The organism is Prauserella aidingensis, assembly GCF_024171865.1.
GTDB lineage: Bacteria > Actinomycetota > Actinomycetes > Mycobacteriales > Pseudonocardiaceae > Prauserella > Prauserella aidingensis.
This window is the reverse complement of record NZ_JAMTCN010000023.1, coordinates 20,386-35,476: the sequence shown is the minus strand read 5'-3', so window position 1 is coordinate 35,476 and position 15,091 is coordinate 20,386. Positions and strand designations below refer to the sequence as shown.

Genomic DNA, 15,091 nt, shown 5'->3' with positions numbered 1-15,091 from the left:
CGGTCCCGGACGACGACGTCGTACTCGATGAGCGTTCCTCCCCCGCCGAGCACGCGCAGCGTGTCGGCGGGGCTCAGGTCGAACTCCCCCAGTCCGAGCGACAGCACGGCCACGGCCCCGGCGCACAGCCCGAGCACGGCCGTCAGCACCACCGAACGCCTGCTCACGCGGAACGCGACCCCGCGGCCTGCCGCGTGGAGGAGGAGCGTGTCGCGCCGGGCCGTCACAGCTGCGCCACCTTCCGCCTGCGGACCAGGTAGAGGAAGAACGGTCCGCCCGCGAGTCCCGTCACGATGCCGACCTGCAGTTGCTCCGGCTGCACCAGCAGTCGACCGGCGACGTCGGCGAGCAGCAGCAGGGCCGGCCCCAGCAGTGCGGACAACGGCATGATCCACCGGTAGTCGGGACCCGCCAGGATGCGCGCGAGGTGCGGCACCGCGAGGCCGACGAACGCGACGGGCCCCGCGATGACGGTCGCCGCGCCGGCCAGCAGCAACACCGACGACGCCGCGAGCACCCGCACCGGCACGACCGGCGTTCCGAGACTGCGCGCCATGTCCTCGCCCAGGGCGAGCGCGTTGAGGCTGCCGGCGACCGCGACCGCCAGGACGAATCCGACGGCCAGGAACGGTCCGACGGCGGCGGTGACGTCGGCTCCGGAGCGGGTGAGCGACCCGACGGCCCAGAACCGATACTGGTCCAGGGTGGCCGCGTCGAGCAGGGTGACGACGGTGGTCATCGACCCGACCATCGCGCTCAGCGCCGCACCGGCCAGCGCCAGCTTCACCGGCGTCGCCCCGCCCCTGCCGAGCGAACCGAACCCGTAGACCAGCAGCGCGGCCGCACCGGCCCCGGCGAAGGCGAACCACAGGTAGTCGCCCGCCGCGGTCACGCCGAGCGCGATCGCCGTCACCACGGCCAGCGACGCGCCGGCGTTGATGCCGAGGATTCCCGGCCCCGCCAACGGGTTGCGCGTGAGTCCCTGCATCACCGCGCCTGCCACGCCCAGCGCGCTGCCCGCCAGCAGGCCGGAGAGCGTCCTCGGGATCCGCACGTGGTGGACGATCGTGTCCGCGGCACCGGTGCCCGGCGAGACGACCGCCGACAGCACGTCGGACGGCGGGATCGGGTAACTGCCGACCACAAGGGACAGTCCGCAGGCACCGGCGAGTACCGCCACCACCGACACCGTCCGGACCACTGTGGACCGTCCACGGGGGCCGGCCGCGGGCTCGGTGCGGACGCGCGGGGCTTCTGCGACGGTCGACGGGCCGCCGTCAGTCAACGCGGTTCGGATGCAGGATGGAGGCGACCAGCTCGATGCTGTGGGCGGCCCGCACGCCCGCGGAGCGGTCGGCGAACAGGAACGGGTGCACGGCCTTCTCGGTGACGGCGGTGACGTCGGCCAACGCCGGGTCGCGGAGGATGGCGTCGACCTCCGACCGCGCGTCCTGCCGGGTCAGGTCGGCGTTGCAGCACGCGTCGGTCAGGATGACGTCGGGGTCGCGCTCGACCAGTTCCTCGGCGCCGATGTCGATGTTGCGCGTGTCCGACAGGTCGGCGAAGGCGTTCGTGCCGCCCGCCCGTTCGATGACGTGGGAGCCGAAGTCGATGCCGCTCGCGACGCCGTAGCTGCCGTCGTCGTTGGGCGAGACGATGGCGACCGACGGCCGTTCGGCGCCGGAGACGCGCTTCTCGACGTCGCCGATGCGCCTGCGCATGTCGCTGATGACCGCCTCCGCGGTGTCCTCGACCTCGAACAGCGCACCCAGATCACGCAGGTCCCGGTAGATGCTTTCGACCGTCACCGTGGCCGGGTCGATGGACCGGTCGGTGAGGCCGTCCTCGCTCGGGCACAGCGGCGAGAGAATCCAACTCTGCACGCCTAGTTCGCGCAGGCTGGCACGGGTGCCGACCGAGCTGTCCGCGCTCTGTTCGGCGAAGAACCCGTTGAAACCGGACAACACGAAGTCCGGCTTCATCTCCAGCAACGCTTCCCTGCTCGGCAGGCTCGGCACGTAGTCGACGCGCTCCTGCTGGTCGACGTACTCCGGCAGGACCTGTGCGTCGAGGAACGCCGTCCCGACCAGCCGGTCGGTGATGCCGAGCGCGTGGGCGATCTCGACAGCGGGCTGATACGCCGCGTAGACACGGTCCGGCGGGCCGTCCACGGCGACGTCGATACCGCAGTTGTCCCTGCTGATCGCCTCACCCGACGTCGACGCAGGCTCCGGTGGCGGTGGCGCACACGCCGTCGCCACGGCGGTCAGGACCGCGGCGGCCACGGCCGCGGCCCGCCGGGAAATGATCGGAACAGAGTTGCGCCTTCGGCGCAGCGGCATGACATCGTCAGCCCGCCCCTCCAGGTCCTCGTGGATCGGGTCATCGGTGTGTGCGAACGAGCCGCACGGCGCCGTGGCCGGTCTCCTGGCTGACGGGTCGTACGCGCTGCGCCTGCCTTCCCGGAACGTGGCGTTCCAGTGGCCCGATCGTCGAACGGCGCAGCACTTCCCGAATCACAGTGGCGAGGGCCGCTCCGGTTCTCCATCGGATTCCCGTGCACCACGGCGGTATGAACCATCGAGGCGAACCGGCGGCGCACGCGTGGCAGCCCTCACACGGGCGGGCGGCGGGAGCGGGGTGAACGTTTCGGCAGCCGCCGCTGTGGCAACTCCACCCTGCGGACTCCCCCGGGCGAAGGAGGACGCATGCCTCGCAACGTCGCACAGAAGCTGATCGCCGACCACCTGGTGAGCGGCACGATGACGCCGGGTGAGGAGATCGCGATCCGCATCGATCAGACGCTGACCCAGGACGCCACCGGCACGCTGGTGATGCAGGAGCTGGAGGCCCTCGACCTCGAGCGCACCCGCGCCGACGTCAGTGTCCAGTACGTCGACCACAACCTGCTGCAGGCCGACGAGCGCAACGCCGAGGACCACGCGTTCCTCCGTTCGGCGTGCCGCAGGTATGGCCTGTGGTACTCCAAACCCGGCAACGGCGTGTCGCACCCGACGCACATGCAGCGGTTCGGCGTGCCCGGTGCGAGCATGGTCGGTTCCGATTCGCACACCCCCGCGGCCGGGTCGCTGGGGATGCTGGCGATCGGGGTCGGCGGACTGGACGTGGCGACGGCGATCACGGGCGAACCGTTGTACGTGCGCATGCCGGAGATCTGGGGTGTGCGGCTGACCGGCGAGCTGCCGCCGTGGGTGTCGGCCAAGGACGTGATCCTGGAGATGCTGCGCAGGCACACCGTGTCCGGTGGGGTGAACCGGATCATCGAGTACCACGGCCCCGGCCTCGACACGTTGTCGGCGATGGACCGGCACGTCATCGCGAACATGGGCGCCGAGCTGGGCGCCACGACCACGGTGTTCCCGTCCGACGACGCGGTGCGGCGGTTCCTGCGCACCGAGGGCAGGGAGCAGGACTTCGTGGAGATCACCGCCGACGAGGGTGCCGAGTACGACGTGACCGACGAGATCGACCTGTCGACATTGGTGCCGTTGATCGCGACGCCGTCGGCGCCGGACAACGTCGTCGCGGTGCGCGAGGTGGCCGGTACGCCGTTGGGGCAGGCGATCATCGGGTCGTCGGCCAATCCGGGGCTGCGGGACTTCGCGATCGCCGCTGCGATGGTCCGCGGCAGGCAGACCGCGGGCGGTGTCAGTTTCGACGTCAACCCGACGTCGCGGGAGATCTTCGCGGACCTGACGAAGCTGGGCGCCACGTTCGACCTGGTGTCGGCGGGCGCGCGGATCCACCAGGCGGGGTGCATGGGGTGCATCGGTATGGGCCAGGCACCCGCCGTGGGGCACAACTCGCTGCGCACGTTCCCGCGCAACTTCCCCGGCCGGTCGGGCACGCCGGAGGACTCGGTGTGGCTGTGCTCGCCGGAAACGGCCGCGGCGAGCGCGCTCGAAGGCGCGATCACGGACCCGCGGGATCTGGGGATCGACTATCCGACCCTGGAGCTGCCCGAGCGGGCGACGGTCAACCCGGACATGCTGGAGCCGCCGCCCGAGCCGGAGGAGTCGCGGCAGGTGGAGCTGTCGAAGGGTCCGAACATCTCGTCGCTGCCGGATTTCCCGCCGTTGCCGGATCGGGTCGAGGCGCCGGTGCTGCTGAAGGTGGGCGACGACGTGTCGACCGACGAGATCTCCCCCGCGGGTGCCGCCGCGTTGCCGTACCGGTCGAACGTGCCCGCGCTGGCGGAGTTCACGTTCACGCGGATCGACCCGGACTACCCGGCGCGGGCGCAGGAGACGGCAGGCGGTGCGGGACACGTGATCGTCGGCGGGCGCAACTACGGTCAGGGGTCGTCGCGGGAGCACGCGGCGATCACGCCGCGGCATCTGGGGCTGCGGATGGTGCTCGCGGTGTCGTTCGCGCGGATCCACTGGCAGAACCTGGCGAACTTCGGCATCCTGCCGCTCGAATTCGCCGATTCCGAGGACTACGCCCGTATCGACGCCGACGACACGCTCGTCGTCGAGGATCTGCGCCGGCTGCTGAGTGAACCGGACGCGCGGCTGTCGGTCTACAACGCCACCCAGGATCGGCGGTACGAGGTGCGGCACACGTTGTCGCAGCGGCAGCGTGAGGCCGTGCTCGCCGGTGGGCGGATCCCGTTGCTGGCACAGAGTTCGGCTGCGGTGTCGTGATGCCGCGGTGTCGTGATGCCGCGGTGTCGTGAGTGGCGGTGTCGTGAGTGGCGGTGTCGTGAGTGGACTGTCCGGCGGTGACGCGCGGGCGTCAGGACTCGCGCGGCGGCCGCGGCTGATCGTCGGGATCCGGTGGATCGGGTTGGTGTGACCCGTCGGTTGTCGGGTGCGGCGGGTCGTCGAGGGCTCGGGGGAACAGCACCGGCGCGAGGGTGACGGCGGCGGCGAGGACGTGGTCGGTGAGTGTGCGGAGGGCGCGGCGAATGCGGGTCACGGTGCGCTTCAGATCGCGTACTGCCACGCGGTGAGCGCGTAGGCGGAGAACCAGCAGCCGGCGATCACGACGGCGCCCGTCACGGCGAGGGCCGTGCCGCGGTGGCGACCGGCGAGCCCGGTGGCGATCGGCAGCATCAGCACGGGTGCGGCGGCGAGCAGGAGCCGTGGCGTGGTGATCGCGAGTCCGCCGGACCCGACGGCGAGGGCGACGACGCCTGCCGCGTAGGCGGTGAGCGGCCACGGCGGGCGCTGCACCGTCAGGACTACGACGAGTGCGGCGGCGCCGACGGTCACGGTTGCGCCGACGAGGTGGTACGGGTGAGCTTCGGCGGCGAACGCGGCGCTGATCCAGGCGAGGGTGTCGGCGCCCCAGTCCCAGGAGACGCCCCAGCCGTGGCGTTCGATGGCCTGCCAGGTGTGTCCGGTGGCGATGTGGACGGTCAGCCACCAGCCGAGCAGTCCCAGCGGGGCCGTCCCGGCGGCGAGGGCGGCGGGCCATCCGCCGCGGCGGGTCCACGCGGCGTGCAGTGCGGCCGCGACGACGACCGCGATCAGCACCGCCGCGGACGGGCGCACCAGGCCGGCGGTGAGGGCGCAGGTGCCGGCGAGCAGCCAGCGCCGGTCGAGCACACCGACGAGCGCCCACGCGGCGAGCACGAGGAACGTGGCCTCGGTGTAGACCATGGACAGCACCCCCGACATCGGCGCGCCCGCCCAGAGTGCGACGAGGAGCAGTCCGACGCGGTGCGGGTCGACGTCGGGTCGGGGACGGACGTGCGGGGCTGCGTCGCCCTGTGGGCCGGTGTGGTGTCGCGGTCCTGTGTGTGGCCGCGGCTGCGCGTGGCGGGCGAGGCGCATGACGGCGGGTACCGCGGCGACGCCCGCGAGGGTGGACACTACGAGACCCGCGATGTCGAGGGGGATGCCGAAGGTGGCGACGATCGACATCGCCGCGGGGTACAGCGGGAAGAAGGCGAACGGCGCGTCGGGGTACGGCTGTCCGTCGGGGCCGACGCTCCGCGCGCTTTGCCCGGCGTAGCCGTGTTCGGCGATGCCGAGGTACCACTGGCCGTCCCAGGCCGTCAGCCGGTCGAGCAGGCTCGTGTCGTGGGAGGCCGCCATGACGGCGAGCACGACGACGCCGACGAGGCGTATCGCGAGGTAGACGAGCACGGGCGGTGCGGCGCGGCGAACGCGGGAGCCGAACGACGTGCGGGTGGCGGTGCCACGGTCGCCGGCGTGACCGGTGTCGGGGTGCGCGGGGTCGGGCGGCGCGGTGTCGGTGCTGGTGCCGGTGTTGATGTCGGCCACGGGTTATCTGTGCCGGGAGTGGTCGAAGGCGGGCGGCGGGGTGGCGAACGCGGTATTCACGGGCGGTCCAGTCCTCGTCGATTGATGGGTCCGCCCGTCCTGGTCGGCGATGATCAGTGCGGGGTTAACGACGGAGACTCATTCGTTATGTGCAGTACGTCCGCCGGTGACACGGCCTGACGGATCCGGGAGCGGAGCGGCGGTCCCGCGGGGAACCACGCCACCGCGGCCGGCACCGTCGTGAACCAGCGATTGCGGGTCTCGCGGCGACGCCGTGCGCATGCTCGTGTCGGTGGCGGCGGTTACGGTCGCCGCATGCTGACGACCCTGGCCGTGCAGAACTACCGTTCGCTGCGGGATCTCGTGCTTCCGTTGTCCCGGCTGACCGTGGTAACCGGTGCGAATGGCACGGGGAAGTCGAACCTGTATCGAGCGCTGCGGCTGTTGGCGGATGCGGCGCACAGTGGTGCGGTCGCGGCGTTGGCCCGTGAAGGCGGGTTGCCGTCGACGTCGTGGGCGGGACCGGAAACGGTTGGCCGCACGGTGCGGGAGGGCACCGCGCCGCCGCAGGGCGCCCTGCGGACCAAGTCGGTGGGCCTGCGGCTCGGCTTCGCCGGAGACGAGTTCGGCTATGCGCTCGACCTGGGGATGCCGGTGCCGGAAAGGTCGGCGTTCATTCGCGATCCGGAGTTCAAGCGGGAGTGTGTGTGGATCGGGCCGGTGCTGCGTAAGGGCGCGTTGTTGGCCGATCGCGACGGTCCGGTGGTGCGCACCCGTGGGACGGACGGAGCGTGGGGCCGGGAACCGCATCAGATCCCGGTGACGGACAGCATGCTGACGTCGTTCGCCGATCCGCGGATCTCACCCGAGGTACTCCTGGTACGGGAACGGATCCGTTCGTGGCGGTTCTACGGCCACTTCCGCACCGACGCCGACGCCCCGGCCCGGCAGGTGCGGGTGGGAACCCGTACTCCGGTGCTGGACCACGACGGGGCCGATCTGCCTGCGGCGGTGCAGACGATCGAGGAGATCGGCGACTCCGAGGCACTGCACACGGCGATCGACAACGCGTTCCCGGCGTCGCGCCTGTCGGTGCGGCCGGGTGATGACGGCCGGTTCGAGCTGCAGTTCCACCAGTACGGATTGTTGCGGCCGTTGTCGGCGGCGGAGCTGTCGGACGGGACGTTGCGGTATCTGCTGTGGGTGGCGGCGTTGTTGAGCCCGCGCCCGCCGGAGTTGCTCGCGATGAACGAGCCGGAGACGAGCCTGCACCCGAGTCTGCTGCCCGCGCTGGCTGCGTTGATCGCCACGGCGGCGGAGCACACCCAGGTCGTGGTGGTGACGCGCGCACGGCCGCTCGTGGAAGCGGTCCGAGCGGCGGCCGACGACGCGAACCTGGTGGAACTGGAGAGGGATTTCGGCGCAACGGTGCTGGCCGACCAACCCGGCCTCCTCGACCGTCCAGCCTGGCACTGGCCAAAGCGGTGAGCGGTGGCGTGGCGTTCACGCGTGCGGCGCGCACCGAACGACACAAGACCCCATCCGAGGCGAGGAGTTCAACCGACTCATTACGAGACGTCATTCGACCGGTCGCCAGGTTCCGCAGTTCTCGGAGGTGAACGAATGGTCGCCGTGAACGATCGTGGCCTCGACGCGCTTCGCGCCACGAACGAAGTTGTTGTCGATGATCTCGCCCGTTGAGTCGGTACGCTCCCAGTAACAACCCTCAATATGACTTTCGACGGCATACGTACCGGGCTGCACCTGTTCGCCGACCCGCCACGTACCCGACCGAATGAGCCGCCCTGAATCGGCGAGCTCGATGTCACGGTTGCCGGCTTTCACGAGCTCACGAAACTTTCCGGCGCGCGGGTGGTCCGGGCAGAGAATCAGAATTCCCTCCAGCTCCGACACCTGAGTGGCCGACGGTACATCTGGATACGAACCCGCCGAGGCCTCCGTGCACTGGCTGTACAGCACACCGATGTCCCCGTCGGCGTAGCCGCTGGCTTCGTAGGCATCCCGCTCGGTTTCCGTGTCCGGTGCGGCATCAAAGCTTTCGCAGTAGGACGGCCCCTGGTCCCACGCCTCGGTGAAGTCCTGGTCGGCGATCGTGAACGACTCGGACCGGGTGGGTTGCCCGTCCACGTCACAATGGACGACGACAATGCTATCGGGGACCGGTTCACCTGATGGCACGGTCTCCGGAGCACCACTGGCGGCTGATGTGTCTGCGTCGATGTGGGCTGCCACTCCCGTGCCCCCACCCGAGTGGTCCTGACCGGCGAGGACGATCAGGCCACCGATGAGGCCCACTGCGGCCAGGATGCCGCCGACTACCGCCAGAACTCCGGTCCATCGTCGTGTCGAGGAGTCGTTGTTGGTCATGGCTGTCCTCCAGACTGAGGCGACGGAGTCGAAGTCGCGCCGATGAACGGATGAGTGATGCGGCGACGTGGGCGACGTGGAGCGATGAGTGGGTGACAGTGGACGAGCGTGCGCTCGGATCATGTCGCAGCTGCCTGCGATCACGCCGCTCGTCCACTGTCGTATGCTCACGCCGCTCAGCTGCTGAAGCCGTCGCAGCTGGCGGTGGAGAACTCGCCGGAGGCGGTGCTGGACTTGGTGTCCTCGCCGTCAACGGTCACGGTGCAGGTGACGCTGCCGCCCTGCGATCCGGTCGACACGGTGAGACTGCCGCCCTTGAACAGACCCTTCGTGGTCAGTTCCTTCGACCAGGGCAGGTCGGTGACGTCGGCCTGGTTCATCGACGTGTTGCCGTCGCCGAAGGTCGTGTAGCTGATGGAGACGCTCGGCGCGTCACCGGTGACCTCGTACTGCACGGTGACCTCGCGGTTGGCCTCCTCGTTGACGTCGTTGACGGCCTCGCCGAACGCGGCCGCCCACAGGATGCAGATCACGAGCCCCACGGCCGAACAGACGATGCCGGCGACGGACAGGCCCTTGTTGGTCGCCTCACCACGGCGCGCCCGCAGGAAGCCGAGCAGCGAGAAGATGAAGCCGAGGATCACCAGCGGCCAGGCCACCACTCCGACGAACGGGATCGGCGAGAACACCAGGCCGATGAGGCCCAGCACGAATCCGGCGGTACCGAGCCCGTTGCGCGGCTGGGCGGGCGGCTGCGCGCCGGGGACCGACGGGTTCGGGTACGGCTGCGGAGCGGACATCTCGGGGGTACTTCCTTTCACGGTTTTCTTACGTCGGCCGTGTTTCGTCACCGGGGCCGTTGGAGTTACCCGGCGAGTCCGACTCGTTACGTTCGGGAGTCGCTTCGGTGATGTGGGTGAATAACGGACCGGGTGCTGGCGATCCACAGTGGACTTGCATGGTGGTCGCCCTCGCGACGTTCGCGTGGCGCGCGGTCTCGTTCGCCGGACTGCACGCGTCACACGATCGCCCAGACGACGCCGACGAGGGCGAGCACGAGCAGCAGGATCGGGGAATGGCCGGGTCGGGATCCGTAGTCCATCAGTACGTCCACTCCCAACCCGACGGTCCTTCGGCCATCGCTCCCGGGTCGAGGGCGAGCGTCCCGCTCGCCTCGGGGACGACGATCTCGATGGTGCCGCTGTACTTCTGGTTCACGCCGAAGTTCGACGAGAGCTGGTCCTCGAAGTCGGTGCACGTCCCGATGTCCGCCGGGTGCGACACGCCGTCGGCGCCGATCTCGACGAAGCTCAGCGGGTTGACCACGCCCGCCGCGTCCATGGCCGCCAGCTGGTCGCTGCCGGTCGCGACCCGCACGTGCAGCAGCAGTGTGTGGCCGGATTCGGGCGGGGTGCCGTAGGCGTGGCATCCCGGGTCGGCCTCGACGCTGTCGATGGCGAACGACGTCCCGGTGGAGCCCCGGGCGTCCCCGGGCGGGCCGACCCAGGCCTCGTCCTCGAGCTGCATGGGGATGTAGTTGCGCTCGTTCGTCTCGGGCTGGGTCACCTCGTCAACCGGCTCCGGGTCGGGCAGCGACGGTGCCGGCTCCACGGTGCTCGACGTGCCGTCGAGGGAGGCGTCGAACTCGTCGGTGATGCGGTCCAGCTCCTCGACCGCATTCTGCTGCACCACCACCGTGACGGCCACCGCGGCGACGCACAGCACGACACCGATTCCGGCGACGATCTTCTTGCTGCCGAACAGGGCGATGATCCCGAGGATGAGGCCGACGCCTGCGGCGATGGCGGTGATGTTGTTGAAGATGATCACCGGTGATCCGACGAGGCCGACGATCCCCAGGATCAGACTCGACCACGCCAGCCCGACGAACTTCGCAGACCTCGGCGGCGCTCCGGGAGGCTGCGTGCCGGGAGGCTGTACTCCGGGGGACTGTGCTCCGGGAGACGGCGCGCCGGAAGACTGTGCACCGGAGCCTGCCTGCGGAAAGGGCGGCTGCTGCGAGTACGGGTTGTTGTCAGACATGGTTGTCCCCATTTCTGTTGAGTGAAAACTGCGATCAAGTGAGAACTGCGGTAGTGCCAGAACTGCGAGTGGTGCGATGACTGCGCGCGTGGGAAAACTGTCCGGCGGAGTGGAAAGCTGAGGACCCGGATGTCCCGCCGGGAATGCGCGTGAAGGGCTATGCCGGGCAGCACTGGGCGGCGAGGATGCGGCGGAGCTTTTCGAGTGCGCGGTGCTGCGTGACCCGCACCGCGGCGGATGTCGAACCGATGGCGCGTGCCGTTTCCTCGGCGGAGAGTCCGGCGACGAGCCGCAGCACGAGGATGTTGCGCTGCGCGTCGGTCAGCCCTTCCAGCAGTTTGCCGAGCCGCCGACGTTCGTCGTCCTGGAGCGCCACGGCCTCCGGGCCGGGGCCGGTGTCCACAGTGGTCGGCAGGTCGTCCATCGGCGTCATGGGTTCCCGCTGCCGCTTACGGTAGAAGTCGGCGACCTTGTGCGAGGCGATGCCGAACAGGAACGACGTGAACGCGGAGCGGTCCGACCGGTAGGACGGCAGCGCCTGCATCACGGCGATCAGCACCTCCTGCGTGATGTCGTCGGCGGAGGCGTACGTGCTGAACCGGCCACCCACGCGCGCCTGGCAGTACCGGGCCACCCGCGGCTGGATCGCCCGCAGCAGCGCCGACACGGCGGTCCGGTCACCGTCGCGGGCGGCGCGGGCGAGCTCGTCGAGATCTTCCCCGGATTCCATGTCGACTCCCCAACTGCGAACCTCGGCCGCTCACAGCGGCATGACCTGTTGACGTTCACAGTGGAGCATACAGCGATGTTCACAGTCAACACGCATCCCGCGTTCTGATATGCTCACAACCACGAACCCTTGGAGGTGGCATGTCAGACGAAACGTGGGTGACGGCCGCGGAGATCGCGCGACTGGCGAACGTGGGACGGGCAGCCGTGAGCAACTGGCGTAAGCGGCACGCGGACTTCCCCGAACCTGTCGTGGGGGCGCGCGGCGCGCCGACGTTCCGGCTGGACGAGGTGCAGCGTTGGCTCCGTACGCAGGGGAAACCGATCGGCCCGTCGCCTGTTGACGTCGTGTGGCGGGCCCTCGACGTCGGCCGCGGGGACGCCGCTCTCGTCGAGCTGACCGCCGACATCGCCGACCACCTGACCGGCCACGCCGGCGTCGACCTGCCGGAGCGGGTCCGCGCGGCGCTGGACGAGCTCGGCGACACGCCGCCCGGCGAGGTGATCGAGGAACTGTGTACACGCATCTTCGACCGGCAGCAGCGGCAACACCTCGTCACTCCCCCGCCACTCGCCGAGTTGATGATGGACCTGACCGGCGAGGCGAACTCGGTGTTCGACCCGGCGTGCGGGTCCGGCAACGTCCTGCGCGCGGCCGCGGAGGCCGGTGCGGAGACGCTGGTCGGCCAGGAGATCGAGGTGACGACCGCGCGGATCGCCCGCGCCCGGCTCCGTGAACACGGAAAGGTCGAGGTCGCGGCTGGGGATGCGCTGCGCCACGACGCGTTCACGGGCAGGCGGTTCGATGCGGTCGTGTGCGACCCGCCGTTCGGGTACCGCGATTGGGGCCACGAGGAGTTGGGCCTGGATCCGCGGTGGGAGTACGGCCTGCCGGTGAAGGGCGAGCCGGAGTTGGCGTGGGTGCAGCACTGTCTCGCGCACGCCGAGCCGGGCGGTTCGGTGGTAGTGGCGTTGCCTGCGGGGGCGGCGGGGCGCCGGTCGGGGCGGACGATCCGGCAGGCGTTGCTGCGGCGGGGCGCGCTGCGCGCGGTCGTGGCGCTGCCGGCGGGTGTGTTGATGTCGACGGGCATCGCCGTGCACCTGTGGGTGTTGCGGAATCCTGCCGAGCAGGGCGCGGGGCCGGTGCTGTTGGTCGACACGGCTCGGCATCGGCCGTCGCGGCGCGGGCACGTCGACTGGGACGCGATCGCGCGGGATGTCGGCGCGGCGTGGGACGAGTTCTGCGGACACGGCACGGTCGAGGAGGTCGCGGGGCGGCACCGGACGGTGGAGCCGATCGAGCTGTTGGACGAGGACGTCGACGTGACTCCGGCTCGGCACCTGCCGCAGCCGCTTGCGGAGGTCGATCTGGGCGCGCTGCAACGGGAGCGCGACGAGCTGGCCCGGACTCTGGCGGAGTTGGACGAGTTGCTACCCGCGGTGCGGGAGGCGACCGGCCACACGGGAACGTATTCGACGATCAACGACCTGGCCCGCGCCGGTGCGCTGACGTTGCGGCAGCGGCACGCGCCGGTCGCCACGGCGGAGGACGGCGACGGTCCGCGGGTGTTGACGGGGCGGGACGTGGCGACGTGCCAGGAGCCGACGCTGCGCTACGCGGGCAACGACCCGAACGAGCTGACGCCGTTGCAGCCGGGCGATCTGGTGGTGCCGCTGGTGGCGGCGGGCAACGGCACGCCGTCGACGCAGGTGGTCGAGGCCGAGGATCTGGTGCTGGGGCCGAACCTGTCGCTGCTGCGGGTGGACGGCGACAAGCTCAACGTGCACTTCCTCGCGGGCCAGCTGCGTGCGAGCAGCCGGGCGCGGGCGCTGAGCACGACGGCGTCGGGCGTGCACCGGCTCGACATCCGCCGCGCCGAGGTGCCGGTCCTGCCCCTGGAACGCCAACGCGAACTGGGCGAGGCGTTCCGCAGGCTGGCCCGGTTCGAAACCCGCCTACGCCAGGCAGGCGACACAGGCCGCCACATCGCGACCCACCTCACCACCGCCCTCGCCGACGGCACCATCGAACCGGACGGATAGGCACGCCGCCTTGGCCGGTTCACCCCGACTGGGCCGACCGGAGGCGTCCCAGGAGTTCGGCGACGTAGAGCGTGTCCTCGTCGTCTGCGCCGTTGATGAGGACGAGGTCGTCGTGCAACGCACGCAGCGTCTGTTCGGCGTCGTCGAGGTCGTTGCGGGCCGCTTGGAGCTCGCCGATGTTGCGGCGCACCTCGAACGCCGTCTCGGTGCCGTCGCCGCGTTCACTCCGGAGCCTGGTCAGCACGTCGTGGAACTGGGCGAGCGCCTCGTCGACATCGCCGAGTTCGGCGCGGCAGTACGCGGCCTGCCGCAGCGACTCGACCGCATCGTCGCTGTTCGGGCCTTCGGTGCGGGCGAACGCATCCGCGAGCGCGTCGAATTCGGGGCGCGCGAGCCGGTACTCACCGGCGATGACGAGGATCGCCGCTCGCCGCAGCCGCAGCTGGAGCACGTGCGGGTTCTCGGCGCCGAGGACGTTGCCGGCGGGCTGGATCACCGCGTCGAGCACCTCGGCGGCCTGCATGAACCGGTACTCCCCCAGCAGCGCGTCCGCGCGCTCGACAGCGTCGTCCATGGACTCGCGCATCGCGGTGCGTGGCACGCGGGACGCCGACGCGGCGGACTCCTCCGCGGTGGCGGGTTCCAGCACGGGCCCCGACTCGGACCTGCTTCCCGGGGCGTTGGGGCGCCGGAACACCAACGTGGGATCCGGCATCCCGTCCGACACGGCCCCGGCGGCGTCCGGTGCCGCGCCGAGCGTGGGCAGCAGCGGCAGCAACCGCTCGTAGACCTCCGCGGCGTCGGCAGGGCGGCCGGTCGGAGCTTTCGCGAGGAGGTCCAGCACCAGCCGGTCGAGGTCGTCGGGCACGTCGACACCGAGGTCCGCGAGCGGCACCGGGGTCTCGTCGAGGTGCCGGTTCCACCGGTCGATGTCGGTGTCCCCACCGAACACGGGATATCCCGACAGCAGTTCGTACAGCACGCAGCCGAGCGCGTAGAGGTCGCTGTGCGGCGTGATCTGCCTGCCCCGGATCTGTTCCGGTGACATGTACAGGCTCGTGCCCATCGGCGTGCCGGTGGCGGTCAGTCGTGCCGTGTCGGGCTGCAGGACGGCGGCGATGCCGAAGTCCAGCACCTTGACCCCGCCGTCGTCGGTGACCAGCACGTTGTCGGGCTTGAGGTCCCGGTGCACGACGGGCACGGCGTGCGCGTGGGACAGCACCGTGGCGATCTGCGCGCCGAACGCAGCGGCCCACGCGGCGGGCAGTGGTTCCCGCCGGTCGATGAACGCGCGCAGCGGCACGCCGTGTACGAGTTCCATCACCAGGTACAGCTCGGCGACCCCGGTGTCGAGTCCGGCGTCGTAGACCTGCGGGACGCCGTGGTGCAGGATGCGGGCGGTGACGCGCGCTTCGCGCTGGAAGCGCTGCGCGAGCTCCTCGACCGCGTCCCCGCTGCCGATGGCCCGCGGGTTGATGCGTTTGACCGCCACCTCACGGTCGAGGACGACGTCGAACGCCCGCCACACCGTGCCCATGCCGCCGGAACCGATCTCGTCGCGCAACTCGTAGCGACCGGCGACCGTGTCCCCCACGTAGCCTCCCCTTCACCGTCACCGCCGACGTGCCCTGCCG

Annotated in this window: 12 protein-coding genes and 1 riboswitch; of the genes, 3 read left to right on the top strand and 9 right to left on the bottom strand. The window is 70.5% G+C overall.

Annotated features, from left to right (window positions below; all coding sequences use genetic code 11):
- Positions 1-223: 223 nt before the first annotated feature.
- Together LY13_RS19735 and LY13_RS19730 are read right to left on the bottom strand one after the other, a co-directional pair.
- The gene (locus LY13_RS19735; RefSeq protein WP_253830092.1) at positions 224-1,180 is read right to left on the bottom strand and encodes a FecCD family ABC transporter permease; all 957 of its coding nucleotides are present in this window, start codon (positions 1,178-1,180) and stop codon (positions 224-226) included.
- Between the two features lie 97 nt (positions 1,181-1,277).
- Positions 1,278-2,342: an ABC transporter substrate-binding protein gene (locus LY13_RS19730; protein ID WP_253830091.1), complete on the bottom strand. Its 1,065-nt coding sequence runs from the start codon at positions 2,340-2,342 to the stop codon at positions 1,278-1,280.
- Between the two features lie 58 nt (positions 2,343-2,400).
- Positions 2,401-2,582, bottom strand: a riboswitch (cobalamin riboswitch).
- A gap of 126 nt (positions 2,583-2,708) precedes the next feature.
- On the opposite strand from LY13_RS19730, the gene LY13_RS19725 reads away from it, so the two are divergent.
- Positions 2,709-4,667, top strand: coding sequence for an aconitate hydratase (locus LY13_RS19725; RefSeq protein ID WP_253830090.1), 1,959 nt, complete (start codon positions 2,709-2,711; stop codon positions 4,665-4,667).
- A gap of 91 nt (positions 4,668-4,758) precedes the next feature.
- Here LY13_RS19725 and LY13_RS19720 read toward each other — a convergent pair whose 3' ends face one another.
- Both LY13_RS19720 and LY13_RS19715 read right to left on the bottom strand, forming a co-directional pair.
- On the bottom strand, positions 4,759-4,968 hold the full coding sequence (locus LY13_RS19720; protein ID WP_253830089.1) for a hypothetical protein: 210 nt from the start codon (positions 4,966-4,968) through the stop codon (positions 4,759-4,761).
- Positions 4,950-6,254 (bottom strand): putative hexosyltransferase, encoded by a 1,305-nt coding sequence (locus LY13_RS19715; RefSeq protein ID WP_253830088.1) that lies wholly within the window; start codon positions 6,252-6,254, stop codon positions 4,950-4,952. Before LY13_RS19715 ends, LY13_RS19720 begins: the two co-directional genes overlap by 19 nt.
- A gap of 315 nt (positions 6,255-6,569) precedes the next feature.
- Between LY13_RS19715 and LY13_RS19710 the strand changes: the two genes are divergently transcribed.
- The gene (locus LY13_RS19710; protein ID WP_253830087.1) at positions 6,570-7,742 is read left to right on the top strand and encodes an AAA family ATPase; all 1,173 of its coding nucleotides are present in this window, start codon (positions 6,570-6,572) and stop codon (positions 7,740-7,742) included.
- Positions 7,743-7,832: 90 nt separating this feature from the next.
- Here LY13_RS19710 and LY13_RS19705 read toward each other — a convergent pair whose 3' ends face one another.
- From LY13_RS19705 to shbA, 4 genes are all read right to left on the bottom strand, one after another.
- A complete protein-coding gene (locus tag LY13_RS19705; RefSeq protein ID WP_253830086.1) occupies positions 7,833-8,642 on the bottom strand; it encodes an Rv1352/Rv1906c domain-containing protein in 810 nt (269 codons plus the stop codon).
- A 176-nt stretch (positions 8,643-8,818) separates the two neighbouring features.
- Complete coding sequence (locus LY13_RS19700) at positions 8,819-9,442, bottom strand: DUF4190 domain-containing protein (protein ID WP_253830085.1); 624 nt, start codon at positions 9,440-9,442, stop codon at positions 8,819-8,821.
- 301 nt (positions 9,443-9,743) lie between these two features.
- On the bottom strand, positions 9,744-10,685 hold the full coding sequence (locus LY13_RS19695) for a hypothetical protein (RefSeq protein ID WP_253830084.1): 942 nt from the start codon (positions 10,683-10,685) through the stop codon (positions 9,744-9,746).
- A gap of 157 nt (positions 10,686-10,842) precedes the next feature.
- A complete protein-coding gene (shbA, locus tag LY13_RS19690) occupies positions 10,843-11,415 on the bottom strand; it encodes an RNA polymerase sigma factor ShbA (protein WP_253830083.1) in 573 nt (190 codons plus the stop codon).
- Positions 11,416-11,555: 140 nt separating this feature from the next.
- Here shbA and LY13_RS19685 point away from each other — a divergent pair, with 140 nt between their 5' ends.
- Complete coding sequence (locus LY13_RS19685) at positions 11,556-13,457, top strand: N-6 DNA methylase (RefSeq protein ID WP_253830082.1); 1,902 nt, start codon at positions 11,556-11,558, stop codon at positions 13,455-13,457.
- 19 nt (positions 13,458-13,476) lie between these two features.
- Here LY13_RS19685 and LY13_RS19680 read toward each other — a convergent pair whose 3' ends face one another.
- The gene (locus tag LY13_RS19680; protein ID WP_253830081.1) at positions 13,477-15,051 is read right to left on the bottom strand and encodes a protein kinase domain-containing protein; all 1,575 of its coding nucleotides are present in this window, start codon (positions 15,049-15,051) and stop codon (positions 13,477-13,479) included.
- Positions 15,052-15,091: the final 40 nt, after the last annotated feature.

Excerpts from the sequence above, each read along its gene's own strand:
- LY13_RS19730 (WP_253830091.1), bottom strand. The coding sequence starts at position 2,342 with ATGCCGCTGCGCCGAAGGCGCAACTCTGTTCCGATCATTTCCCGGCGG.
- LY13_RS19725 (WP_253830090.1), top strand. The coding sequence starts at position 2,709 with ATGCCTCGCAACGTCGCACAGAAGCTGATCGCCGACCACCTGGTGAGC.
- LY13_RS19710 (WP_253830087.1), top strand. The coding sequence starts at position 6,570 with ATGCTGACGACCCTGGCCGTGCAGAACTACCGTTCGCTGCGGGATCTC.
- LY13_RS19705 (WP_253830086.1), bottom strand. The coding sequence starts at position 8,642 with ATGACCAACAACGACTCCTCGACACGACGATGGACCGGAGTTCTGGCG.
- LY13_RS19700 (WP_253830085.1), bottom strand. The coding sequence starts at position 9,442 with ATGTCCGCTCCGCAGCCGTACCCGAACCCGTCGGTCCCCGGCGCGCAG.
- LY13_RS19695 (WP_253830084.1), bottom strand. The coding sequence starts at position 10,685 with ATGTCTGACAACAACCCGTACTCGCAGCAGCCGCCCTTTCCGCAGGCA.
- shbA (WP_253830083.1), bottom strand. The coding sequence starts at position 11,415 with ATGGAATCCGGGGAAGATCTCGACGAGCTCGCCCGCGCCGCCCGCGAC.
- LY13_RS19685 (WP_253830082.1), top strand. The coding sequence starts at position 11,556 with ATGTCAGACGAAACGTGGGTGACGGCCGCGGAGATCGCGCGACTGGCG.